We start from the raw sequence: 24,704 nt of genomic DNA on the forward strand, positions 1-24,704 counted from the left end.
CCGTTTTCTTGCGAAAACTCTCGTGTCTCAACTTTGGTGAGACATTTGTCTCACGCCCAAAACCGAATCTGGAACGTGTGTCACCTGCCCGAATTGTGTCTCATTTCGTAACTTTAGGCTGATACAAGGTCTGAGCCCGCGAGAAGGGAGACACGATGGGTAAGTACACGAGGGGTCTCTTGGCGGTGATACTGGCCGTAGTGCTGGTATTGCCGGCTGCAGCATTTGCCATGCTGCCCGAGGCCAACGCCAGGTCCAGTACCGGAATGGACGGGCCGACAGTAAACGGAACGGTCGTCGACCCCGATACCAGCGGTCGCTGGGAAATCTGGGCGGCAGGCCACGGTGGCAATAAGGTAACGACCCAAAACGTCGGCCGAATCTGGACCGACAAGACGGTCAAGGCAACCGGGGAAAACGAAGAGTCGGACTTTTTGACCACGCTTTCGGCGATGTCCTCGACGTCTAATTCAACCGTGACAGTCACCACGCCACTCGACATCGTGATGGTGTTGGATGCCTCCGGCTCGATGGATGATCCTATGGGTGGCGGAGATCGCACCAAGCGTATCGATGCACTGAAGAGCGCTGCGAACAGCTTTATCAATACCATCGCCAAACAAAACGAGGCTATCGAGGTCGTTGATAGGCAGCATAGGGTTGCCATTGTTAAGTTTGCGGGTGATAAGACTGATAAGGTCGGCAATGACACGTACTATCAAGGCCAATACAAGTACAACCACTCGCAGGTAATGAAGGGTTTGACCGATTGCTCCGGTGGCAACGTGAAAGCTCTTAAGGATACAGTTGCTGGAATCAAGCCAAGCGGTGCTACGCGTGCCGACTATGGTCTGGAACTGGCCGGGGATATCACTTCTGGTCGCGCAGATGCCAAGAAGATCGTTGTGTTCTTTACCGACGGCAAGCCAACGAGCTACAGCGAGTTTGATTCTGACGTCGCCAATGCTGCCGTGACGGCTGCCAAGAAGATGAAGGATGGCAAGGCCACCGTTTATACCATCGGCATCTTTAGTGGAGCGGACCCCGTTGCCGATCCCTCGAAAAAGGGGACAAGCGACGTCAACAAGTTTATGCACGCCGTGTCGAGTAATTATCCCGATGCCACGTCGTATGCGAGCGACGAGCTTGGCATGCGCGCGGAAAATTCCGACTACTACAAGTCGGCGACCAATGCTGAAGAGCTCAAGAAGGTCTTCGACGACATCTCACAGGCCATCACATCGGAGCCGCCTTATCCGACCGAAATCCATAAGGGCTACGACGAGACCAAGTCCGGCTACATCACGTTTGCCGACGAGCTGGGCGACTTTATGCAGGTCGACGGATTTACCGAAGTCGTCATCAACGGCATGTCGTTTACCAAGGCGAGCAAGACGGTCAACAAAGAAACCAATACCGACACCTACGAGTTTTCCGGCAAGGCAAAAGACCTGCTCATCACCGTGCAGCGTGCTGGCGATGACAATCCCCGGAAGGGCGATATCGTAACGGTTAACATTCCTGCGTCGTTGATTCCGCTGAGTCACTTTAAGACCGTAGACGGCAAGCTTTCGGTCGACAACGTTAAGCCCATTCAGGTGAAGTATGCCTCGAGCGTGAAGAGCGCCGCACTTGACAACCTGTTTACGCCCGAGAAGGTAGCAGGGCTCAAGAACTACATCGAGCATAATACGACTGTCGTTGACGGCACCAAGACCGTGAGCTTCTACGCGAACAAGTGGAGCGGTGGTGCGCTGGGTGATACGGTTGCGACCTTTGAGCCGGCCGACACCAACCGCTACTACTACTTCCAGAAGCAGACTCCCATTTACGCGGATAAGGACTGCACGCAGCCTGCAAAGAATTCGCTGGCAGATACTGGCACCTATTACTACAAGGATGAGTTTGAGGAGCGGGGCTCGAACGGCGAGGCCAAGCCCGCCACTGCTGTCATCGAGTTTGTCGGCGGCGACGCAGCGAAGTTTGACGGCGCTCTTGTTGCCGACGAGGACGGCAACCTTTCGTTTAGCGTGGGAACCGCGCGTTTGGCCTTTATCGATGAGCTCCACACTACCAAGGGCAGCGTGGGCGGCAACAGCACTGGTACCGCGACCGACGTTCTCAACCCCAAGTGGAACAACGTGTCTGCCAAGGCGACCGCGACGCATGTCAATTCCTACCTGGGCAACAACGGCAAGATCAGCTTTGCGTATGACATGACGCCGGCAATGGTGAACACCAAGGCCAGCTTTGGCCTGACCAAGGTGCTCGAGGGTCGCGACTGGACGAATGCTGACGCGTTTGAGTTTGGCCTGACATCCGAGAGCGGCGCCCCGATGCCTGCGGCTAGGACTGCGACCGTGCGTAAGGCTGACCTGGACCAGGGCAAGGCTGCCATCGACTTCGGCACGATCGAATACACCGAACCTGGCACGTACGTCTACAAGGTCAGTGAAAAGCATGCCGGGACCACGATTGACGGCATCGCCTACAGCAAGAACGTCGCGGAGATCACCGTGACGGTAACGCCCGACAAGAAGGGTGAGCTGAGCGCTGGCGTGAAGGTGACCTCGGGCGAGACCGAGTTCAAGAACGTTTACGCCACGAATCCTGTTGAGTCCAGCGTCACCGACCAGATTACCGTGACCAAGTCTCTGACCGGGCGTGACCTTACGGCCGACGAGTTCAGCTTTGAGCTGCTCGAAATCATTGACAAGGAAGTTAAGCCTGTCGAGACCGTTAAGAACGCCGCCGACGGCAAGGTGACGTTCAGTGCCATCAAGTACACCGAGATCGGCCAGCACACCTACAAGCTGCATGAGGTTAAGGGCAACGCCGGCGGTATTGACTACGATGACGCGGTCTACACCATCGTGACGACCATCGCCGATAACGGCAAGGGCCAGCTGGTTGCCACGCACGAGCTGAAGGACGCCAAGGACGTCAAGAGCATCGAGTTCAAGAACGCCTACACCACGAATGCTGTCGAGGCATCGCTTGCGGGCATCAAGAACCTGCAGGTCGCCGACGGCTTGACCCCGGCTGACATTGCCGGCAAGTTCACCTTTACCGTGACCGGTGAAGAGGGCGCACCCATGCCCGCGAATGCGAGCGTGACCAATGATGCCAAGGGCAAGGTCGACTTTGGCAAGATTACCTTTACGCTCGACGACCTTAACAAGGCTCTGGGCGAGAAGCCCGAGAAGCGCGAGCACACCTTTACCTATACCGTGACCGAGTCCGGCGAGGTCGCTGGCGTGACCAACGACGCCAAGCTGTCGCGCGAGGTTTCCTTCACCGTGACCGATGACGGCAAGGGCAATCTGAGCGTATCCTGCAAGCCGGACGGCGATGTGGCATTTACGTTCACCAATACCTATAACGTGACGCCTGTCGAGACGAGCGTCACCGACCAGATCACCGCGAACAAGGTCCTGACCGGGCGTGAGCTCGCTGCCGGCGAGTTCTCTTTTGAGCTGGTCGAGGGCGACGAGGTTGTCGCCAAGGGCACCAACGCTGCCGACGGCACGATCGCCATGGACAAGATCGCCTACGACAAGCTTGGTAAGCACACCTACACGCTGCGCGAGGCCAAGGGCGGAACCACCAGCAAGGGCGTCACCTACAGCGACGCCAAGTACACCATCGAGACCACCATCACGGACAACGGCGACGGCACCCTCAAGGCCGAGCATGTCCTGAAAGGTACCGAGCCCGCCGAGTTCAAGAACACCTACAGCGTAACCCCGCTCGATGCAGAGCTCGACTTTGACCTGAGCAAGGTCATCAGCGGCCGCGACTGGACGGATGGGGACGAGTTTAGCTTTACCATCACCGCCCCCGAAGGCGCCCCGCTGCCCGATCCCGCAACCGTAACCGTGAGCAAGAAGGACGCGAAGGACGGCATCGCCGCCATCAAGTTCGGCAAGATTCACTACGCTGCCGCCGGAACCTATAAGTACGAGATTCGCGAGAACGCGGGCAGCACGGTCGGTATGACGTATGACGCGCATGTCGCAACCGCCGAAGTGACCGTGACCGAGGACAGCGATGGCAACCTGACCGCAAACGTCACCAAGAAGGAAAACGGACGCTTTACCAACACGTACCGCACTGAGCTCGATTACGCCGCGGCCGGCGGCCTCAAGCTCAGCAAGACCCTCTACGGACGTCCCATGACCGAGGGGCAGTTCACCTTTACCGTGACGCCCGCCGACGATGATTCGGCTCGCGCACTTGGCCTGCTTCCCGGGGCCAACAACTTCGAGTCTCCTGCAACGATAGAGGGAACGGTCGGTCAGATTGACATCCTGGCGGGCCATGAGGCCAAATTTACGCAGGCTGATGCCGGCAAGACCTTTACGTACACCGTGGCCGAGAAGAACGACGGCCAGCCGGGTTACACCTACGACGACGCTGTCCGCACCGTGACGATCGCCATCGCCAACGACACCGCCGGTACGCTCACCGCCACGACGACCGTCTCCGGCGGTTCCGAGGGCACGCTGGTGACCGAGTACAAGACCGGCGCGGCTGCGGTCGAGAGCGCCGTGGTTCCGTTCGTCAACAGTTATAGCGCTACGACCAACACGCCTGGTGGCACCGCTGCTCAGGTCGTTGCCGCCAAGACCCTGACCGGTCGCCCGATGGTCGACGGCGAGTTCTGGTTCGGTATCGCCTATCAGGGTGAGCTTGTGGGTTATGAAAATCTCAAGCCCAATATCGGCGGGCACGTGAGCTTTGATGCTCTGCACTACGACACCAAGATGCTTGCCGATCTTGAGTCTGCTGGGCTTGCCCATCGTACCGATAAGGACGGCAAGCTTGCCTGGACCATTAACTACACGGCCTACGAAGATTTATTCGGGCTGCCAAATGGCGTTTCCGCTACAACGTGGAGCTTTGGCTTTAAGGTTATCGTCGTCGACAACGGTGACGGTACCCTGACGGCAACGGTCGACTACGGCGGCGTCGAGCCCTTGTTCGAGAACGTCTACGGCGCCGAGGCCGTCGATGCCGCGCTCACCGGTACTAAGAAGCTCCAGGTTGCCGAGGGCCTGGCCCCGGCCGACATCACGGGTAAGTTCACCTTTACCGTGACCGCCGACGAGGCTGGTGCCCCGATGCCCGAGCGCACGACCGCAACCAACGACGCGGCCGGCAACGTGGAATTTGGCAAGATCCACTTTACGCTCGAGGACCTCAACCGCGCCCTGGGCGTGGCGGACGATGCGACCGATAAGGCCGAGGCGGACGAAGCTGACGAGGCCGAGGCCGACGAGGCTGACGAGACCGAAGCTGAAGAGGCCGACGCTGACGCCAACGCCGACGAGCCCGAGCCTGCGGCCCCCACCGCTCCGCGCTCGCACACTTTTACGTACACGGTAACCGAGACCGGCAGCGCCCCTGGCGTGACTAACGATGCCAACGCCACGCGCAAGGTTTCCTATACCGTGACTGACGACGGCACCGGACATCTGAGCGTCAAGCGCGAAGGCGACGACGGTGCTGCCTTCACGTTCACCAACACCTACAGAGTGGCGCCTACCGATTCTTCCGTGACCGATCGGGTCAAGACGGTCAAGCGTCTGACCGGACGCGACCTTGCAGCTGGCGAGTTCACGTTTGATCTGCTCGAGGACGACGTGGTTGTCGCAAGCGGCGCCAACGACGCCAACGGCACTGTGACACTGAGCCCGATCCGCTACGAGGCGCCCGGCACGCACACGTACACGCTGCGCGAGGCTTGCCCCAACGCGCTCGGCCTGTACAAGGGCGTCACCTATGACGGCACGACCTACACCGTCGTGACCACCGTTTCCGACAACGGCGACGGCACGCTGACCGCGACGCACAAGCTCGAGGGAACCACCGAGTCGGCTGGCTTTACCAACAAGTATCACGCCATGCCCACGCAGGTCTCCATCGGCGCCATCAAGGTGCTCGAGGGACGCGAGCTCAAGAAGGACGAGTTCAGCTTTAAGCTCGTTGGCGAGGGCATCGAGTCCGCCGTCACCAACGATGCCGACGGTAAGATCAACTTCGACAAGTTCGAGTACAGCGAGCCCGGTACGTACGTCTACACCATCAGCGAGGTCAAGGGCGACGAGGCCGGTATAACCTACGACAAGTCCGTCTTTACCGTGACCGTCAACGTGGTCGATGACGGCGAGGGCAACCTCAAGGCGAACGTCGCCTTTACCAAGGGCGACAAGAGCGTCGAGGGTATCGTGTTCAACAACACGTACAAGAAGCCCGAGACGCCCGTGCCGACACCCGATCCCGGCACGCCCAAGACCGTGACGAACATCGTCAAGACGGTCAAGGGTTTCCTGCCCACCACGGGTGACCAGCAGGCCGCCGCATTGCTCATGGCATTCGTCATTGCCATGGCCGGCGTCGGAGCCCTGGTCTGGGGTATCCGTAAGCGCTAGGCACGCTGGCAGCGCCCGGGGCCAAAAGGCCCCGGGCGGCCGGCGGGGAGCCAGAACATAGCCCCCACCCCCACCCCCAGCCGCCACGGAGGTATCTCCCTCCTCCGTGGCGGCGCTTTTGTGCGTAGGCGAGAAGGGTTCGCCACGAAACCGGCCCATCTACTACGTTTAGTCCCTTACCCCCAACCATGCTAAAAAACGCGAAAACAAAACCGCAGGTAGTACGCCTGCGGTTTTGTTCAAAATGAAGGTATGGTCAGGGGTACCGAGTCAAACGTAGTAGATGGGCCGGTTTCGTGGCGGGCACCGTCAAATGATCCCCCGGGGACTGAGGGAAACGGGTCATTTTGGTTCCACGAGGCTTGCGGAGGCGCTCGTGCAGGGCCGCCCGAACAAAACTATGTCGGTTTACGGGGCTGAGTCACGAGTCCCCAACCATGCCGATATTCGTGAAAATAAAACCGCAGGTAGACGAGCCGTCATTTGACGGAAAACGTGGGTATGGATGGGGATCCTGAGTTTAGCCCCGTAAACCGGCATAGTTTTGAAATGGTATTAAATCGGTAGCAGCCATTTTGCTAAGCCGGAGCGGTCGGCCGTTGGGTAATTACCCTCGCAGGTAGGCGATGGCGATTTGGGTGCGGTTGCGCAGGCCCATTTTGGCCAGGATCGAGCTGATGTGGTTGCGCACCGTGCCTTCTCCCATATAAGCCGTGGCGGCAATCTCCTTGTTGTCGAGGCCGCGGGCGATGAGCTCGGCGACTTCGAACTCGCGGTCAGTCAGGCTGACAAAGGCCGCGGGCCGGCGGGTCGCGCCGGCCTCGACGCCCGCCCCATCAAAGTTGATATCCTCGATCGCCTTGCCCTCGAGCACGCGTTTGCCGTCCATGACCTGCGCCAATGCCGGTGGAATGGCGGCGACATCGGTTTTGATCAGGTAGCCGCGGGCGCCCAACTTGAGCGCCGACACAATGTACTCGTCATCCGAGAATGTCGTCAGAAACACCACGCGTGCCGCAGGATCGCGCTCAAGAATCTCGCGTGCCGCCGATAGGCCGTCGCGTTCCGGCATCTGAATGTCGAGCAGCGCGATATCGGGTGCGTGTTCGGCATAGAGCGAAACCGCGTCGTTGCCGTTGGCGCCGGTACCCACTACCTCGATCTGCGGCTGGGCGCCCAGGATAATCTTGAGCGAATCGACCACTAAGCGGTCGTCGTCGACAACGAAGAGCCTCATCGGTCCTCATCTCCTTGCTGTTTGGGGACGGTGGCAAACACGCGCCAGCCGGGGGCGCCGGCGCGCAGGCCGGCGGTGAAGGTTCCGCCAAGCGCCTCGACGCGCTCGCGCATGGAGGCGAGCCCCATGCCTTCTACGACGTTGCTGCTGCTCGCCGGGGTCGCGTCCGCGCCATCATCGGTAACGATGAGCTGGTAAAACGACGGATGCTCCATGCATCGTACGGTGACGGTCTGGGCGCAAGCGTGGCGCATGGCGTTGGAAAGCGCCTCGCGCAGCACCGCCGCAAAGCAGTTGGCGACGTTGGCGGGTGCATGCTCGGCCAAAACTTCAAGCTCAATCTGCGGGCCGCCGTCCGAGCGCGCGCCTTCAACAATGCGTTCGAGCTGCACGGAAAGGTCGACGGCGTTGTCGTTGAGCGCGTGGACGCTGGTGCGCACAAGCTGGAGCGCCTCGTCAACCGTGCGTTTGACGTCGGCGAAATCGGCGGCGACGCCGGGCTCGTCGGCGTGGACCACGCGCAAGGCTTCGGCCTGCAGTGAGGCACGCGTGAGCTGGTGCCCGACGTTATCGTGGATCTCGCGCGCGATGCGGGCGCGTTCGGCGAGCGTCGCGAGCTCGACTTCGTAGTCCTGGCGATCGGCAAGATCACGGTTGCGCGCCTCGAGCGCGAGGGCTCGTTCCTGCAGTTCGTCGCGGGTACGGCGCATGCGCTGCTGCTCGCGCTCCAACTGGGCGGTACGTAGCGATAGCAAGGTGGCGGCAACCGAAAGGATAGCGGTCAGCAGGAGCGTTCGGGTGGTGAGCGCGCCGCCGCGAAGGTCCGCGGCAAGCGCGCAGACAAACACGGCGCCAATCGCCAGCGCGGGCCAGATGCGTTCACGGCGCACGCGTCGCGCGATGTCATAGAGGGCGAGAGGCGCAAACGGCACAAACGTCGGCACGAAGACAGCCGCGATGATGTAAGCGTAACTTGCGGTCTCGCTTGCGTGGCGTGTGCGTTCCCCCTGTACGACCTCGGCCAGCGAGGTGGCAATAACGCCAAGGCAAAACGCCGCGACCAGGCGAGCGTCCACAGCAAGGCCCATGGCGGCCGCAATGCAGCACGCCAGCACGATCGATTTGTCGAAAAGCCTGTTCATACGGGTATTGTACGCGAACCCGCGCGTGGTGGAGGAGCCGCCTGCGCAACCGTGACATTCCTCCCGTGCGGCAAAGCGGGGACGTCGGCGGGCCGCACGGCCAAGCCCCGCACTCGTGACAAAGCTCACTGGCGTGCGCCGGAGGCTCCTGCGATGATGCAATCGTACCGGGCCGCAATCAACGGAAGGGCCGCCTCATGACAGACATCGTCCACGTCGAAAACCTCGTCAAGCGCTATGACGACCTTATCGCGCTCGACCACTTTAACCTGAGCATCGCCACCGGCGAGATCTTTGGCCTGCCCGGACCCAACGGTTCGGGCAAGACTACGTCCATCAACTGTATCCTGCAGCTGCTTGCCTACGACAAAGGCACCATCGAGCTGTTCGGCGAACCCATGACGCCCGCCCGCTACGACCTCAAGCGCCGCATCGGCGTGGTGCCGCAGCAGGTGGCGGTGTTTGACGAGCTTACGGTGCGCGAGAACATCGACTATTTCTGCAGCCTTTACGTCAACGACCGCAAGCGCCGCCGCGCGCTGGTGGACGAGGCGATCGACTTTGTCGGGCTGGGCGACTTTACCAAGTTTCGCCCCGGCAAGCTCTCGGGCGGCCTGGCGCGTCGCCTCAACATCGCCTGCGGTATCGCGCACGAGCCCGAGCTCATCTTTTTTGACGAGCCCACGGTGGCGGTCGACCCGCAGAGCCGCAACGCCATCCTGGAGGGCATCTGCCGCCTGCGCGACGAGGGCGCCACGGTGGTGTATACCAGCCATTACATGGAGGAAGTCGAGCAGATTTGCAGCCGCATCATGATCATGGACGGCGGCCGCGTGCTGGCGCAGGGCACCAACGACGAACTCAAGCGCATGATTCAGATGGGCGAGCGCGTGACCGTCGAGGTCGGCGCCGTCGAGACCGCCACGGTTGAGCGCCTGCGCGCCCTCGAGCATGTGCTTTCGGTTGGGCTGTCGGGCGGCGAGCTCGTCTGCACCTGCGAAGCGAGCCCGCACAATCTGGTCGACATCCTCGATACGCTGCGCGCCGCCGACGTGGCGCTCGGCCGCGTGTGGAGCGAGCCGCCGACTCTCAACGACGTGTTCCTCGAGATCACCGGCCGCGAGCTGCGCGACTAGGGGGCAGCCATGTTCAACACCATCATCACCACGGTCAAGACGCTGCTGCGCCGGCCGAGCACGTGGGTTTGGGGCGCGATCTTTCCCGTCGCGCTTTCCACGATGTTCATGTTTATGTTTGCGAACCTCAGCTCCGACGGCACGGTCGACCCGGTGCCGGTGGCCGTCGTGGCGGATGAGGCTTGGGACGCTTCGACCTTTAAGGACGTGGCGACGTCGCTTGCCAAGGGAGGCGACGACCAGCTGCTCGAGATCCACGAGTGCGAAGACTTGGCTGCCGCGCGCAAAGCGCTCAAGTCCGGCGAGGTCGCGGGCATCTACACGGTCGACGACGCGGGCACGCCCAAGCTCACGCTGCTTTCGAGCTATGACAACTCGCGCGCCTCGTCGGTGCTCACCGACCGCAGCATTCTGGAGACGGTGGCAAGCTCGTATACGCAAAATGCCGAGCTCATGTCCCAGATTGCCCAGGACAACCCGGCGGCGCTCGCCGACCCGGAGGCGGTTGCGCGCGCCCTGTCGCTCGAGGGCGGCACCCGCCGCGTTAGCCTGACGCGCACCACGCCCGATGGCACGGTCATCTACTACTACGCGCTCTTTGGCCTGGTTGCGATGATGTCTGCCGAGTTTGCTGCCTTGAGCGTCGTCGATTTGCAGCCCAATCTGTCGGGCCTTGGCGCGCGCCGCTGCGTGGGCGGCCTTTCCAAGACGGCGTCGCTGGCCGGCATCTTTGTCGGCTCGTGGCTGGTCTCCTTCGCCTCGATGACGATCGCGATTGGCTATGTGCGCCTGGTCGTGGGCGTCGACTTTGGCGGGCGCGAGGGACTGTGTCTGGTGGGCGGCGCCGCTTCCGCGCTTGCCGCCACGGGCCTGGGGCTCTTTGTGGGCACGCTTCCCGTTAAGGGCGGTAAGGCGTCCAAGTCGGGCATCCTCACGGGCTTTGCCACCACGTGCGCCCTGTTTGCCGGGCTCTACGGCGAGCCGGCGATGGCGCTTGCCGATGACGTTGCCCGCGCCTGCCCGGCCGAGTGCTGGCTCAACCCCGTCAAGCTTATCTGCGACATGTTCAACCGCCTGTATTTCTTTGAGGACCTGGGGCCCTTCGCCCTTCGCGCCGGCGCACTGGTCCTTATGGCGCTGCTGTTCGTTGCCGCCGCCACGCTGATCTTTGGAAGGAGCCGCTATGAGCACCTTTAAGACCGCGCTTCGCATGGCGCTCGCGCACCCGTTCTACCTGCTTATCTACACGGTGTTCATTTCGCTGATGGGCGTATTCATCGCGGCATCGGTGAGCTGGAACTCGTCGCAGCTCACCGAGTACAAGCCCTACGATGCCAACGTGATTGTGGTCGACCGCGACGACAGCGACCTTTCGCGTGCGCTTACCAAGCATCTGGGTTCGTGCTTTGAGCTGGTCACGGGCGTCGGCGACGACACCTACGACCTTGCGGACGCGCTCTCCAAGAGCAATAGCGCCAAGGGCAGCGCCGACTGCGTATTCTTTATCCCGGAGGGGTTTGAGGGCGACCTCGTTGCGGCCGCTCGCGCGGGGGAGTCCCTGCCCAAACTCGACGTGACGTACGGCTCCGGCACCATGGCGGCGACGCTTTCGTCTACCGAGGCCTCGCGCTGGATCTCGCTCGCAGGCGCTGCGGCGGCGCTTGAGCCCACTGCCTCCAACTGCGACGTTGCCAAGGCTGCCGAACATGCCGCCGCCAAGCGCGCGGAGGTCGAGATCGATCGGGTCAAGGTTGACTCGACAGTCGCCGCCACGCTCGAGTCGTACTTCAACTTTGGCGCGTACGCGATTATCTCGTCGGTCATCGTGTCGGTGGGGCTGGTGTTCTCGGGCATGAACGAGCCCGAGCGCGTGCGTCGTATGGATGCCGGCCCAATCTCCGAGCGCCAACGTTCGCTTGCCGTGTTTGCGGCTGCCGCGGTGCTCACCGTCTGCATCTGGTTTGTGTCGAGCATGATGGGTGTCGTGGGCTTTGCCGGCGCGGTCGCTGAGGTCGGCGTGGGCCGTGTGTGCTTGGCGCTGGCAGCGACGTTTGCCCTGGCGTGCACGCCTCTGGCCGTTGGCTTTACGTTGTCGAGCTTGGGCGCGCGCGAGGAACTGCTCAACGGCGTGGGCAACCTGCTTGGCATGCTCATGACGTTTTTGGGCGGCGCCTGGATGCCGCTGTCGCTCATGGGCTCGGCCGTGCAGACCGTGGCGCATTTTGTGCCGACATATTGGGTGAACGACGCGATCAGCAAGGCACTCGCCTCGGATTTAACGTCCACCGTGCTGGGCGACATCGCCTGCGACCTGGGCGTCACGGCACTCTTCGCCGTGGCCATCGCCGCCGCAGGCCTCGCCCTCGCACGCACCAAATTCCGCGTCTAGCCACCTAGTCATTTAAGAGCGTCCCCAATGACTAGGTGTCGCGCTTGACTTTGACCCTACTTTAACGGGTACCATCCTCTTATGTCTGTAACGCCATATAGACCGAGGGGATAGATCTATGACCGCAACTGCACCCGCAGCACCCGCTAAGGTGTACTTCACCAACCTGCGCACGCATGCTCGCGAGAGCCAGCTCGACAAGCTCAAGCGCCTCATCCGTCACGCCGGAATTGAGCAGATCGACTTTGAGAACAAGTTCGTCGCCATCAAGATTCACTTTGGCGAGTTGGGCAACCTGAGCTTTTTGCGCCCCAACTACGCTCGCGCCGTCGCGGATGTCGTGAAGGAGCTGGGCGGCAAGCCCTTCCTCACCGACTGCAACACGCTCTATGTCGGTAGCCGCAAAAACGCGCTCGAGCACATCGACACCGCCTATCAGAACGGCTTTACCCCGTATGCCACGGGTTGCCAGATCATCATCGCCGACGGCCTCAAGGGCACCGACGAGGCGCTCGTCCCGGTCGAGGGCGGCGAGTACGTGCACGAGGCCAAGATCGGTCAGGCGCTCATGGACGCCGACATTGTGATCAGTCTTACCCACTTTAAGGGCCATGAGCAGGCCGGTTTTGGCGGCGCCATGAAGAATCTTGGTATGGGCGGCGGCAGCCGTGCCGGCAAGATGGAGCAGCATGCCGCCGGCAAGCCGAACGTCGCGACCGAGCACTGCGTTGGCTGCCGTGCCTGCGAAAAGATCTGCGCGCACGACGCCATCTCGTTTGACGATGCCCGCGAGCGCGAGCTTGCCAACGGTAACACCCGCACGGTGCACGTGGCCGCCATCGACCACGATCGTTGCGTGGGCTGCGGACGCTGCATTGCGGCATGCAACCAGGACTGCATCAAGCCCGGCTATGACGCTGCGGCCGACGTGCTCAACTACAAGATCGCCGAGTACACGAAGGCTGTCGTCGACGGCCGCCCGAGCTTCCATATCTCGCTTGCTATGGACATCAGCCCCAACTGCGATTGTCATCCCGAAAACGATACGCCTATCGTCAACGACATCGGCATGTTCGCGAGCTTCGACCCGGTCGCCATCGATCAGGCCTGCGCCGACGCCGTCATGGCGTCCGAGCCGCTGCCCAACACCGAGCTCACCGATAGCGCGGCCAAGATGGAGCACAACCACGAGCATCTGGAGGGCGAGCAGGCGCACGACCCCTTCTGCATCACGCATCCCGACACCGACTGGCGCGCGTGCATCGCGCATGCCGAGAAGATCGGCCTGGGCACGAGCAAGTACGAGCTCATCGAGGTTAAATAGCGCCTAGCTATTGGACAAAACAAGCGCATTTGTAGCGCAACGTTAGCAAATGTCGCCCGTGAGCACAGCGCCCACGGGCGGCATTTCGGAAGTGCGGTGAAAAATCGAATACCGCCGACCACAAACCGTTTTTTGGCAACAAAACCCCTGATAAATTGTTGGTAAAACTGTGGTCTGGTTGAGCTTCCCGCGATTTTCCCCGCACTTCCGAAAACAGGGGGTCAGATAAAGCCCCAGACGTTGCTTTTTGCCTAAAAATACTCGTCGAGGAAGTTGTTGACTGTGTTCCAGTAGAGCTCGGGGTCAACTTGCGCACTCTTGGCGTGGGTGGCGCCATGGATGGTGAGCTTTTGCTTGACCTTGCTGGCGCACGCGTCGTAGTTTTGGTCGAGCATGTCGTACGGCACAAAGGTGTCCTGGTCGCCGTGGATAAACAGCATGGGAACCGTCGCGTGTTTGAGTTGCTCCACACTGCTCGCCTTATGAAAGTCGTAGCCCGCGCGCACGTTGCACACCAAATTTGCTACATCGAGCAAGGGAAAACTGGGCAGGCCGAACACGTCTTTGAGCTGCAGAGAAAACTCGTCCCAAACACTCGTATAACTGCAGTCCTCGATAATGCATTTCACGTTTGCGGGCAGAGATTCCCCCGCGACGTTCATGGCGGTTGCCGCACCCATCGACTCGCCAAAGACAAGAATGCGCGCCTCGGGGTCGGCTGCAACGATCCGTCCAATCCATGCAACGACATCGAGGCGCTCGGGCCAGCCCATGCCGATATAGTCGCCGCCGGAGCGCTCGTGGGCGCGGGCGGCGGGTGCGAGTACGTTCATGCCGCGGTCGTGGAATCGCTTGACGTATCGAGCCATGCCGATGGGCTCGTTGGTATATCCATGCAGGCAGACGGCGTAGTCGTGTGCGCTCTCCGACGCAGCAAAATACCAGGCGGCAAGCTCGGTCCCGTCGTCCGCGGTGAGGTTGCTGCTCTCGCGATTCTCTTTAAACCATGCCCGCGCCTCGGTATCCTCGGCATCCGGCTGCTCACCTTCTTTGTCGTTCTTGCTATCCTGCATCATCTTCATGGTGTATGGCGCGCGGGGATTCAGCGCGAAGTCAAACAGAAAGTTGCCGGCAAATCCGAGCAGCGCAACGACAGCCACCAGTGCAACGATGCCGGCTATCTTGAGCTTTCGATTGGAACGTGCGTTTTGAGCCATGCGGTATTCTCCTATAAGATGTTAATACATCAACATTTAATGCAAGCGCATTATGGACGTTCGCCGTTGATGCGTCAACAGGCAAAGAATGGGTAAACAAAGGGTCACGTATGGTGCAAATTTCGCACGTACCTAGACGCTTTGATATAGTGTTGAGAACTCTTTACGTTGGAGGATGTAACCGGCATGTCCGATTCGAGCGACAGTTCTAAGCCGCGACCCAAGACCGCGGCCGTTCCACACTACACGGTGGGTGAGGAGATCATGAACTCCGTCACCCATGGTGTCGGCTGCCTGTTGGGTATCGCGGGCCTGGTGCTCCTGATCGTATTCGCCGCCCTGCGCGGCGGAGGCCCGGCCCACATGGCCGCGGCGATTGTCTATGGCGTCAGCATTATCCTCGAATACCTAGCCTCCACGCTCTACCACGCGATTCAGCCCGCGCGCGCCAAGCGCGTGTTTCGCATCATCGACCACAGCTGCATCTACCTGCTCATTGCGGGCAGCTATACGCCGTTTTGCCTTATCACGCTCGCAAACGACGGCGGCCCTGCGCTGTTCTTTGCCGTATGGGCCATCGCCATTATCGGCATCGCCCTCGAGTGCTTCCTACGCGAGCGTCAACCGCACTGGGTAAGCGGCCTGGTCTACCTGCTGATGGGCTGGCTCGTTGTCTTTAAGCTGCCCGAACTTGTGGCGCTGCTCAACCCCGTGGCACTTGCCCTGCTCGCCGTCGGCGGCGTGTGCTACACCGCGGGCGTGCCGTTCTATATCGCCAAAAACGTGCGCTATCTGCACAGCGTGTTTCACCTGTGGGTGCTCGCCGGCAGCATCTTCCAGTTCATGGCGGTGATCCTCTTCGTAATCTAGCGACCATGCCTGCGCGCCCGCGTTCTCGTTTGGGCGCCGGTGCAATTGCCGTATCCGCCATCAACGTTTTAACCTGACGTCCCGAATCTTGGAGGTTCGAGAAACTCCCGATGGACATAACCATCTCCCTTATCACCACCCTCGTTTTGACCCTCATCAACGGCTACTTCTCTATGTCCGAGATGGCGCTCACCACGGCCAAGCGCGCCGTGTTGGAGCACGAGGCCGAGGAAGGCGACAAGCGCGCCGAGCGTGCCATTAAGCTGGCTGCCGACTCCGACCAGCTGCTCGCCACCATCCAGGTTGCCATTACGCTCGTGGGCTTCGCCTCGTCCGCCGTCGCCTCGACGAGTCTGTCCGACCCGCTCGCCACGTGGCTCATGAGCTTTGGCATCGCGCCGCTCTCCGCCATCGCGCGCGGCCTGGCGCCGGTCATCATCACCGTCGCGGTCGCCTTCGTGTCCATCGTGATCGGCGAGCTCGTCCCCAAGCGCATCGGCCTGGCCAATGCCGAGGGCGTGTCCAAGCAGGTCGTGGGACCGTTGTCGTTTTTCCAAAAGATCGCCCGTCCGCTCGTGTGGCTGACCGGCGCCTGCTCCGATGGCCTGGCCCGCATCCTGCGCATCAAGAGCGCCGACGACCGCCAAAACGTCTCGGAAGAAGAGATCAAGTACATGGTCTCGGAGCAGGACGACCTGCTCGACGAGGAAAAGCGCATGATCCACGAGATCTTCGACCTAGGCGACACCGTTGCCCGCGAGGTCATGGTGCCGCGCGTGGACACCACCATGTGCGAGGACGACGAGACGGTCGCCGACGTGTTGTCCACCATGCGCCAGACCGGCTTCAGCCGCATCCCCGTCTATCACGAGGATCCCGACAACGTCGCCGGCATTGCGCACATCAAGGACCTGATCCAACCCGCGCTCGACGGCAAGGGTGACCAGCCCATCGCCGGCTTTTTGCGCGACGCCACCTTTGTGCCCGACACCAAGGACATCCTGCCGCTACTGTCCGAGATGCAGACCTCGCACGACCAGATCGTGGTGGTCGTGGACGAGTACGGCGGCACGGCCGGCATTATCACCATCGAGGATATCGTCGAGGAGATCGTCGGCGAGATCGAGGACGAGTTCGACCCCGACAACAAGTATCTCACGCGCCTTTCGCGCCGCGAGTGGCTCGTTGATGGGCGTTTTTCGTGCGATGACGCGATTGAGCTTGGTTGGCCGCTCGAGGAAAGCGATGATTATGAGACCATCGCCGGCTGGATTTTGGAGCTTTGCGACTCGGTGCCCGACATCGGAGAGGTATTTGAGGTTGCGGGGTACAAGTTCAAGGTGCAGTCGATGCGTGGCCAGCGCATCTCGCTCATTCGCGTGATCGCTCCGGCCGAAACCGATAAGAAGGATTCCGAGTCTTCGGCAGAGAAGCCGGCGGCGTCGGGTGCGGGTTCCGCGAATCCGCACGACGGCGACGAGTAGGACAAGGAAGAGTAGGGGAGAGTTATGGCAGGCCTGTTCAACATCCTTAAGGTCACCGTCAGCGAGGACAAGATCTGCGCGCATGTGCTGGTGAACCCCGGCATGCCGCTCATGACCTCGGAGGATATCGAGGCCACGGCGCGCGTGTATTACCTGGTGCCGGCGATTGCCAAGCACCTGTGCCTGGGTGATTCCGGTCGCGAGTTCCAGGACTGCATGGGCCAGACCGAGCTTTGCCATCTGCTTGAGCATGTGACGGTCGAGCTCATGAACGAGGCCGGTCTTGCCGGCAGCATCTCGTGCGGCCGCACGCGCGTAAGCGAGCACGACGAGCGCGTCTTTGAGGTTGAGCTTTCGTGCCCCGACGACGCGCTGGCCATCGGTGCGCTGTCTTCGGCCACCTTTATGATGGACTGGGCCTATCTGCACGCCGACCAGCCTGCCCCCGACGTGGAGGGCACGGTCGCGGGCCTGCGCAACCTGGTGCTGGGCATGCGCGCCGAGGCCGAGGGCAAGGATCCTCACGAGGCCGTCGCCGCTGCGAACGGCGAAGATGCTGCCGAGGACGAGGGCGCTGACGAGGGCAATGTGCCGGCCGACGCCGAGCCCGTTGCCGATGCGACCGCCGAGCCCGTTCCCACCGAGCCCCAAGGCGTCCCCAACTTTGACGACGAGCCCCAGGTGGCGATTGATACCGAGGGTGCGGTTGCCGAGAACCACGAGGCCTCCGCTGCCGTCTTTGGCGGTGCGGCGACGGTTCCGGCAGGACCTGCGCATGAGGGCGGCCTGCCGCTCGTGGACGGCGCCGGCGAGGACCCGGGTGCCACGGTGGCCATGCCGGCTATGTCCCAGGAGTAGGCCTACGCGTTTATCACCATCACGTACCTGCGCCTTTGCCGTACGCAGATGAGCGGAGCGGCAAGTGATGCGCTGCGGGTATAATGGACAGCATTCAAACGGTGGGCACCGACGTGCCCGCAGGAGAGGAATGATCATGGGTAAGACTTTCAGCTTTGTCTCCGGCGCACTTTTTGGTGCCGCTGCCGGCGCTATTGTCGGCGTTGCTCTGGCCCCGCGCTCGGGCGCCGAGACCCGCGCCATGGCTGCCGATATCGCCAACGACGCCTGGGACAATATGCGCGACACCTACGAGCACAGCGCCGAGGAGGCCCGTGCTGCGGTGAATGACTTTGGCCCGATGGTCGACGCCAAGACCGACGACCTGCGCGCCAAGGTCGACCTGGCCCGCGAGCGCATGGACCAGCTGCGCGAGCAGCTCAACGACGCCATTTCGGGCGGCAACGTGACGCCTGCCGCCGACGTCGTGGTCGAGAACGCCGTCGAGGCTGATACCGAGGCTGCGGAGCCCTCGACCGAGGCATAATGCGCGCCGGGGATTTTGCCGGCGCCAAGATCTATCGCAAGCCCACCGAGGACAAGCGCACCAAAAAGGACGGCACGCCGCGCAGCCCTAAAAAGCTCGGAAAGATTCACTTTCCGGTCTTTACCCCGGGCGGTACGCGCGTGGTCGGCTTTATGGTCCGCCAGTCCGATATCGCGGGCATGATCGAGCGTCCCGATCGATTCGTAGCGCTCGACGCCATTGGTGTCTACGAGGGCGCCATTGCGGTCGATGACGTCAAGGACACGTACGATGCCGCCGCCGCCAAGCGCCTCGACATCAACCTGGACGATTGCATCATCTGGGTCGGTATGGACGTGCGCACGGAATCGGGCGACGTCGTGGGCTATTGCTCGGACGTTGAGTTCAAGCCACGCTCGGGCATCGTGCAGGCATTCTATGTGACCGCTGGTGCTGCTTCGAGTGTTTTGGTCGGTGACACGCAGGTGCCGCCGACGATGCTGCGCGGCTACGAGAACGGCGCGATGGTCGTCTCGGACGAGGTCAAGTCGCTCGGGTATTCGGGCGGTGCGGCTGCCAAGGCCGCCGAGGCCAGCGTCGTGGTGGGCGACAAGGTCAAAAAGGGCGCCAAGGTGCTCGACGACAAGGGATCGGTTGCCGTGGACAAGGGCAGTCGCGCACTGGGCAAGCAGCTCGGCAAGACGCGCGGCATGTTCAAGGCCTTTAAGGACGAATACCAAAAGGCGAGCGGAGGCTCGTCAAAAGCTACAAAATAGCGACGTACCAAATGATGGGAGGCAAGCCGGAGACCTGTTGCTCCGGCTTGCTGTGTTTATGGGGGAGGGCACATGCGCCAAAACGGATCCAACTTAAACGGGCGTTCGGGCGCGCGTCCGACGGCGCGCCGCGACCTTGGGCAGCTGCCCAGCGGTCAGCGCAAGCGTCACCGTAAGCCCGGCGCGATGTATCTCAACCATAGCCGCGGCTTTAGCGACCGCAGCGCTCGCATCGGCAACAGCCGTACGCCCCGTCGTTCGTCTCGCCTGCCCTATGCGCTCATTGCCGTGGGCTGTGCGCTCGTGCTGTTTATCGCTGCCGTCGTGGGCTACGTCAACCGCAGTGTGGACGTGGAGCTCAACGGCCAGAAGACCGCGGTGCGTGTGGGCTCTACGCTGCAGAATCTCATCGACGACCAGGAGTTGACTGACACCTACGACGCAGGCGACCTGCTGGCCGTCGATGACAGCGTGCTCAAGCGCCATGGGGGCGAAAAGCTGTCGGTGAAGGTCGACGGCAAGCGCGTGAAACAGGGCAAATGGGATAGCCGCGAACTTGAGGGCGGCGAGAAGGTGACGGTCAAGGATGGCCGTAACACCTACGAGAAGCACGAGGTTCAGGCTACGGTTATCGAGCCCAAGCTTAAGGTCGAGGGCACGGGCGCTATCGAGTATGTGCAGACATGGGGTGTCCAGGGCCGCTCCGAGGTGTGGGTTGGTGAGCAGTCGGGCAAGACACAGGACCGCGGCGAGGTTGTGCCCGCCACCGATTGCGTTGTTGCGTGCGCCAGCGTGGCGCCCAAGGGCAACGAAAAGTACGTGGCGCTGACGTTTGACGAGGGTCCGAGCGGTGCCACCAAACAGATCTTGCAGGTGCTCAAGGAAAAGGGCGTCACCGCGACGTTCTTCCTTTCGGGCGATGCGGCCGAGGCCTCGCCTGCCACGGCCAAGGCGATTGTCGATGCCGGGTGCGAGATCGGATCCAACAGCTACAGCGACGATTCGCTCAAGGGTCAGGACCGTGAGGCGGTACGCGAACAGATCACGAAAGGCACCGATGCGATTAAGTCGGCGACCGGCGTGAAGACGATGCTGCTGCGTGCTCCCTACGCTGCCTTTGACGAGCAAAACTGGATTGATGCGATGGACCTGGTCTCCGCCGTGGTCTCGTGGAATATTGACTCGGGCGACTGGCTGCTAAACGGTGCCGACGAGCAGGTCTCGACGGTGCTCGATTCGGTGACGCCGGGCAATATCGTGCTGCTCACCGATAGAGACGAATGCGCCGAGCAGACGCTCGAGGCGCTGCCGCAGATCATCGACGGCCTCATTGCCGACGGCTACAAGATCGTGACGCTCAGCGACCTGGTCAAGACGGACACGTCTCTGAGCAAAAAGCTCACCTCGCTGACGAAGGTCACCATGCCCAAGGACGCCGTGTTCCCCCAACTTGCCGAGGACGACGACACCACAGAGTAGTTATCGGGTAGTCATTTAAGAACGTCCCCAATGACTATGTCACGGATGCGTCAGCGTTTGGTATGCCTGCAATGTGCAGCGCATAAATTCGATGCCGCAGGGCGAAGCTGATGCTATAGTTACTGCGGTTAATGAGGGTCAAGAGAAAGGTTACAGGTGAAATCCAAACCTCGACCATACAGTCGATGACCCCATGCAGGTGCTTTTGCGCATGCACGGGGTGTAAGCGTCGAGCGGCGTGCCGCCCGCGCATGCGTATACATATCCAGAAGCCCCCGGACGCCGCACGCGCGGCCGCGTCCGGAGGAATTATGATGGGGAGCACCATTGAATTATCTGAGTGAGATGCTCAAACTGCCGGTCTTGGACGTCGATGGCGAAAAGCTCGGCGTTGTGAACGATTTTGGCATTGCTACCGGCGAAGTTTTTCCACACGTGACGTCGCTCGCGTTCCGCGGTCCCGGCAAGACGCCGTTTATGATCAGTTGGCGCAAATGGGTCGACCGTATCGACGAGACGGGTGTACACCTTAAGACGTCGGCCACCGAAATCCGTTTTTCGTACCTGCAGCCGACCGAACTCTTGCTTGCCCGCGACGTGCTCAACAAGCAGATTGTCGACACGCAGGGCATGAAGGTCGTGCGCGTAAACGACATCAAGTTTTCCATGTCGGGCGAAAACCAGCTGCGCCTGCTGGGCGCCGAGGTTGGTGCTCGCGGTCTGCTACGCGCCATCAGCCCCGCGCTCGAGCATATCGTCGAAGGCTTTATGAAGCACCTGGGCAAGCCGCTCAGTGAGGACATCATCGCTTGGTCCTACATGGACCTGCTCGACCGCTCGACCAAGAACATTCAACTCTCGGTGTCGCACAAGACGCTCGGCGAGCTGCACCCTGCCGACATCGCCGACATTATCGAGCAGCTCGACCCGCGCCTGCGTGCGCAGGTGTTTGCGCAGCTCGATACTGCCCAGGCCGCCGAGGCCATTTCGGAGTTCGATGACGACGAGCTTATGACCGAGATGCTCGAGGGCCTGTCCGACACGGACGCATCGTCGATGCTGGCTATGATGGACCCGGACGATGCAGCCGACCTGATCGACGAGCTCGATTACGAGAAGGCCGAGAAGCTCCTGCGCCTGATGGGCGTCAAGGAGGAGAAGGCGATTCGTAACCTGCTGGGGTATGAGGACAACACCGCCGGCCGCATCATGACCTCGGAGTTTGTCTCCCTGCCCGCCACGGCAACGGTCGGTGACGCCATCGAGGCGATTCGCGAGCTCGACGAGGACTTCGAGAGCGTCTACTACGTCTATACCGAGGATCCGAGCGGCATGCTGACCGGCGTGCTTTCGCTGCGCACGCTGATCGTAGCCGACCGCGACGCCACGCTGGGTCAGCTGGCCTATCGCGACCTGGTCTATGTGTCGCCCGACGAGGACCAGGAAGACGTGACGGACGAGATGACCAAGTACGACCTGGTTGCCATCCCTGTCTGCGACGAGAACCGTCATATCCTGGGTATCGTAACCTTCGACGACGCCATGGACGTTATCGCCGAGGAGCACCAGGAGGACCTGCAGATCGCCGGTGTCGGCTCGGGCGATAGCGCGTCGGACGACTCGACGAACGTGCTCAGCTGGTTCGTGCATCGCCAGTACTGGGTTGTTGTATGGGGCATCGCGTCGTGCATCATGGCGACCGTGCTGGGAACGGCGCTCGGCCCCGCGCATCTGGTGGTGTTCCCCATGTGCGCCATGCCGCTCGTGCTGCTTGCTGCCTCGCGCATGGTGTCGTTCGTCAAGAACTACTTCCTCGAGTACGACGGCCACGACGACGAGCCCAAACCGTACCTGGGATTCTTCTTCCAGAGCACGGGTATGGGCCTGATCCTTTCGCTCGTGACCTACCTGTGCGCGCAGCTGGTGCGCACCGCTGCATTCCCCGATGCGTCCATGTTTGAGGAGCAACTCTTTACCGGGTGCTTTAATATCGCTGCCATCATTTGCCTGGTTGGCAACATGAGCGCCGTGATTTACCTGATGGTGCTGTTCTGGCGTGACGAGCATGACCTCAACACGTCGGGCACCGCCATGAACGTTATTGCCGTCATGATCTCGTGCGTAGCGTACTGCGCCGCTGCGGTGCTGCTCGCCATGTCGGTCATGGGCTAGGTGGTCGCGTGCAAAATACCAAGCAAAAGTCGGGCACCAAGCAAAAGTTGACCATCGCGGCCATCTTTGGCGCTATGGGTCCCGGTCTGTTGGCGGCGCTTTCGGGCAATGACGCCGGCGGCATTGCAACGTATTCCAGCGCGGGCGCCAGCTATGGCTACAAGATGCTCTGGATGCTTCCCGTCATGACTGTGCTGCTCATCGTGACGCAGGAGACCGCGGCGCGCTGCGGCTGCGTCACGGGCAAGGGCCTGGCATCGCTCATTCGCGAGCGCTTTGGCGTGCGCAAGAGTGTACTTGCTATGGCGGCGCTGTTGATCGCCAACACGGCTGTGACCATCTCGGAGTTCGCGGGTATCGCGAGTGGCCTTGCTCTGTTTGGCGTGCCGGCGAGCATCTCGGTGCCGCTCGTGGCGCTGCTGGTGTGGATGCTTACCATGTCGGGCAGTTTCCAGCGCATCGAGAAGATTTTGCTGCTGGTAAGCTGCGTGTTCGTGACCTACGTCGTCGCCGCGTTTATGGCCGGCCCCAACTGGGGCGAGGTCGCGGTCGACCTGGTCGTGCCTAACATTCAAAATGATCCCAACTACGTGTCGCTCGTGGTCGCAACGATCGGTACCACCATCGCGCCGTGGATGATTTTCTTGGCGCAGAACAACGTGGTCGATAAGAACGCGGGCGAGGACGATATCGTGCTGCAGCGCATCGATACCGTGAGCGGCTCGCTTGCCGCCGATGTCATTGCCGGCTTTATTATCATCACGACCGGTACGGTGTTGTTCCCGGCGGGTATTCAGATTAGCGATGCCGCCGATGCTGCCCGCGCGTTGGAGCCTATTGCGGGTCAGTGGTCCACGGTACTGTTTGCCTCGGGCCTGGTCGCGGCGAGCTTCTTGGCCGCCTGCGTGCTGCCGGGCGTTACGTCGAGCGCTATCTGTGAGGCATTTGGCTGGGAGCGCGGTGCCGACCGCAGCTGGGACGAGGCCCCGGTCTATCGCGGCATCATTACGGCCATCATCGGTATCTCTGCCGTGCTGGTGCTTATGCCCGGCGTCGATCTGTTCCAGATTATGATGACCTCGCAGGTCATCAATGGCGTGCTACTGCCCGTGGTTCTGGTGTTCCAGGTGGTTATTGCCGCTGACCGTCACATTATGGGCACTAACCGCAACGGCCGCGTGTGGAATGTGCTCACTTGGGCGACTATCGGTGTGATTACGGTGCTCACGGTCGTCATGTTTGTTCTGCAGGCGATGGGTTACAGCGCTTAGCGCCTCTTTTGGACTCCAAACAGGCCGCAGCGATGGGCTGCGGCCTGTTTTTGTCTGCTATAGGGTGTTAGTTATATGGCAGTGGGCAAAAAATGCCAAATATGAGTACTGTTGCTAAGTGAATAGCATTTACATTCAAGAAGATAATAAACATAACCTATAGTATGTTCATTAAAATTGGCTCCAATACGCCTTAAACCAGTCAGGTTGGCTGTCTTAGGGGGTTGTAGGGTTCGCTCGGACGTCATTTTGGGTGGTTTTGCCTGCTACTAAAATGGTAACAGTACTCATATTTGCCCTTTTTTGCCCACAGACCTTTGAGGGTGCGGCGAAAAGGGCTTGTTTTGATTGTTTGGGGCAGGCGCGAGGCGCGGAAACGATGTCTGGAGCGACGGAGCGGCCTGGAATTC

The 24,704-nt window shown here is 61.1% G+C and carries 16 protein-coding genes; 13 read left to right on the plus strand and 3 right to left on the minus strand.

What is annotated here, in order from left to right; all coding sequences use genetic code 11:
- Nucleotides 1–155 precede the first annotated feature (155 nt).
- Nucleotides 156–6,434 (plus strand): FctA domain-containing protein, encoded by a 6,279-nt coding sequence (locus AAAX36_RS06425; protein ID WP_349074706.1) that lies wholly within the window; start codon nucleotides 156–158, stop codon nucleotides 6,432–6,434.
- Between the two features lie 607 nt (nucleotides 6,435–7,041).
- On the opposite strand, the gene AAAX36_RS06430 is transcribed toward AAAX36_RS06425, so the two are convergent.
- Nucleotides 7,042–7,671 carry a response regulator transcription factor gene (locus AAAX36_RS06430; protein ID WP_349074708.1) on the minus strand — a complete coding sequence of 210 codons (630 nt, stop codon included), beginning with the start codon at nucleotides 7,669–7,671 and terminating at the stop codon, nucleotides 7,042–7,044.
- A complete protein-coding gene (locus AAAX36_RS06435) occupies nucleotides 7,668–8,813 on the minus strand; it encodes a histidine kinase (protein ID WP_349074710.1) in 1,146 nt (381 codons plus the stop codon). The genes AAAX36_RS06430 and AAAX36_RS06435 overlap by 4 nt, the downstream gene beginning before the upstream one ends.
- Before the next feature lie 197 nt (nucleotides 8,814–9,010).
- Here AAAX36_RS06435 and AAAX36_RS06440 point away from each other — a divergent pair, with 197 nt between their 5' ends.
- The 4 genes from AAAX36_RS06440 to AAAX36_RS06455 all read left to right on the plus strand — a co-directional run bounded on the left by AAAX36_RS06440 (nucleotide 9,011) and on the right by AAAX36_RS06455 (nucleotide 13,662).
- The gene (locus AAAX36_RS06440; RefSeq protein ID WP_349074712.1) at nucleotides 9,011–9,949 is read left to right on the plus strand and encodes an ABC transporter ATP-binding protein; all 939 of its coding nucleotides are present in this window, start codon (nucleotides 9,011–9,013) and stop codon (nucleotides 9,947–9,949) included.
- A gap of 9 nt (nucleotides 9,950–9,958) precedes the next feature.
- Entirely contained in the window at nucleotides 9,959–11,146 is a 1,188-nt protein-coding gene (locus AAAX36_RS06445) for an ABC transporter permease (RefSeq protein WP_349074715.1), read from the plus strand.
- Nucleotides 11,133–12,338, plus strand: coding sequence for an ABC transporter permease (locus tag AAAX36_RS06450; protein ID WP_349074717.1), 1,206 nt, complete (start codon nucleotides 11,133–11,135; stop codon nucleotides 12,336–12,338). Before AAAX36_RS06445 ends, AAAX36_RS06450 begins: the two co-directional genes overlap by 14 nt.
- 118 nt (nucleotides 12,339–12,456) lie before the next feature.
- A complete protein-coding gene (locus AAAX36_RS06455) occupies nucleotides 12,457–13,662 on the plus strand; it encodes a DUF362 domain-containing protein (RefSeq protein ID WP_349074719.1) in 1,206 nt (401 codons plus the stop codon).
- Nucleotides 13,663–13,913: 251 nt separating this feature from the next.
- Here the strand turns inward: AAAX36_RS06455 and AAAX36_RS06460 are convergent, their stop codons facing one another.
- Nucleotides 13,914–14,879: an alpha/beta hydrolase gene (locus tag AAAX36_RS06460; protein WP_349074722.1), complete on the minus strand. Its 966-nt coding sequence runs from the start codon at nucleotides 14,877–14,879 to the stop codon at nucleotides 13,914–13,916.
- Between the two features lie 186 nt (nucleotides 14,880–15,065).
- On the opposite strand from AAAX36_RS06460, the gene AAAX36_RS06465 reads away from it, so the two are divergent.
- The 8 genes from AAAX36_RS06465 to AAAX36_RS06500 all read left to right on the plus strand — a co-directional run bounded on the left by AAAX36_RS06465 (nucleotide 15,066) and on the right by AAAX36_RS06500 (nucleotide 24,294).
- Nucleotides 15,066–15,749, plus strand: a complete 684-nt coding sequence (locus tag AAAX36_RS06465; RefSeq protein ID WP_227790499.1) for a hemolysin III family protein — start codon at nucleotides 15,066–15,068, stop codon at nucleotides 15,747–15,749.
- Between the two features lie 110 nt (nucleotides 15,750–15,859).
- Nucleotides 15,860–17,233: a hemolysin family protein gene (locus tag AAAX36_RS06470; RefSeq protein ID WP_349074725.1), complete on the plus strand. Its 1,374-nt coding sequence runs from the start codon at nucleotides 15,860–15,862 to the stop codon at nucleotides 17,231–17,233.
- A gap of 24 nt (nucleotides 17,234–17,257) precedes the next feature.
- Nucleotides 17,258–18,091 (plus strand): hypothetical protein, encoded by an 834-nt coding sequence (locus AAAX36_RS06475; protein ID WP_349074727.1) that lies wholly within the window; start codon nucleotides 17,258–17,260, stop codon nucleotides 18,089–18,091.
- 136 nt (nucleotides 18,092–18,227) lie between these two features.
- A complete protein-coding gene (locus AAAX36_RS06480) occupies nucleotides 18,228–18,617 on the plus strand; it encodes a YtxH domain-containing protein (RefSeq protein ID WP_035136593.1) in 390 nt (129 codons plus the stop codon).
- Nucleotides 18,617–19,372 carry a PRC-barrel domain containing protein gene (locus AAAX36_RS06485; protein WP_117773686.1) on the plus strand — a complete coding sequence of 252 codons (756 nt, stop codon included), beginning with the start codon at nucleotides 18,617–18,619 and terminating at the stop codon, nucleotides 19,370–19,372. The genes AAAX36_RS06480 and AAAX36_RS06485 overlap by 1 nt, the downstream gene beginning before the upstream one ends.
- 72 nt (nucleotides 19,373–19,444) lie before the next feature.
- A complete protein-coding gene (locus tag AAAX36_RS06490) occupies nucleotides 19,445–20,851 on the plus strand; it encodes a polysaccharide deacetylase family protein (protein WP_349074730.1) in 1,407 nt (468 codons plus the stop codon).
- A gap of 327 nt (nucleotides 20,852–21,178) precedes the next feature.
- Nucleotides 21,179–23,023 carry a CBS domain-containing protein gene (locus AAAX36_RS06495; RefSeq protein ID WP_349074733.1) on the plus strand — a complete coding sequence of 615 codons (1,845 nt, stop codon included), beginning with the start codon at nucleotides 21,179–21,181 and terminating at the stop codon, nucleotides 23,021–23,023.
- Between the two features lie 74 nt (nucleotides 23,024–23,097).
- A complete protein-coding gene (locus AAAX36_RS06500; protein ID WP_271737788.1) occupies nucleotides 23,098–24,294 on the plus strand; it encodes an Nramp family divalent metal transporter in 1,197 nt (398 codons plus the stop codon).
- The last annotated feature ends 410 nt before the right edge of the window (nucleotides 24,295–24,704 follow it).

Origin of the sequence: Collinsella sp. CLA-ER-H10 (genome assembly GCF_040092475.1) — a bacterium.
GTDB lineage: Bacteria > Actinomycetota > Coriobacteriia > Coriobacteriales > Coriobacteriaceae > Collinsella.

Coding starts and splice junctions, on each gene's coding strand:
- AAAX36_RS06425 (WP_349074706.1), top strand. CDS start 156: ATGGGTAAGTACACGAGGGGTCTCTTGGCGGTGATACTGGCCGTAGTG.
- AAAX36_RS06485 (WP_117773686.1), top strand. CDS start 18,617: ATGCGCGCCGGGGATTTTGCCGGCGCCAAGATCTATCGCAAGCCCACC.
- AAAX36_RS06460 (WP_349074722.1), bottom strand. CDS start 14,879: ATGGCTCAAAACGCACGTTCCAATCGAAAGCTCAAGATAGCCGGCATC.
- AAAX36_RS06470 (WP_349074725.1), top strand. CDS start 15,860: ATGGACATAACCATCTCCCTTATCACCACCCTCGTTTTGACCCTCATC.
- AAAX36_RS06475 (WP_349074727.1), top strand. CDS start 17,258: ATGGCAGGCCTGTTCAACATCCTTAAGGTCACCGTCAGCGAGGACAAG.
- AAAX36_RS06450 (WP_349074717.1), top strand. CDS start 11,133: ATGAGCACCTTTAAGACCGCGCTTCGCATGGCGCTCGCGCACCCGTTC.
- AAAX36_RS06465 (WP_227790499.1), top strand. CDS start 15,066: ATGTCCGATTCGAGCGACAGTTCTAAGCCGCGACCCAAGACCGCGGCC.
- AAAX36_RS06480 (WP_035136593.1), top strand. CDS start 18,228: ATGGGTAAGACTTTCAGCTTTGTCTCCGGCGCACTTTTTGGTGCCGCT.
- AAAX36_RS06455 (WP_349074719.1), top strand. CDS start 12,457: ATGACCGCAACTGCACCCGCAGCACCCGCTAAGGTGTACTTCACCAAC.
- AAAX36_RS06490 (WP_349074730.1), top strand. CDS start 19,445: ATGCGCCAAAACGGATCCAACTTAAACGGGCGTTCGGGCGCGCGTCCG.
- AAAX36_RS06435 (WP_349074710.1), bottom strand. CDS start 8,813: ATGAACAGGCTTTTCGACAAATCGATCGTGCTGGCGTGCTGCATTGCG.
- AAAX36_RS06430 (WP_349074708.1), bottom strand. CDS start 7,671: ATGAGGCTCTTCGTTGTCGACGACGACCGCTTAGTGGTCGATTCGCTC.
- AAAX36_RS06440 (WP_349074712.1), top strand. CDS start 9,011: ATGACAGACATCGTCCACGTCGAAAACCTCGTCAAGCGCTATGACGAC.
- AAAX36_RS06500 (WP_271737788.1), top strand. CDS start 23,098: ATGGGTCCCGGTCTGTTGGCGGCGCTTTCGGGCAATGACGCCGGCGGC.
- AAAX36_RS06445 (WP_349074715.1), top strand. CDS start 9,959: ATGTTCAACACCATCATCACCACGGTCAAGACGCTGCTGCGCCGGCCG.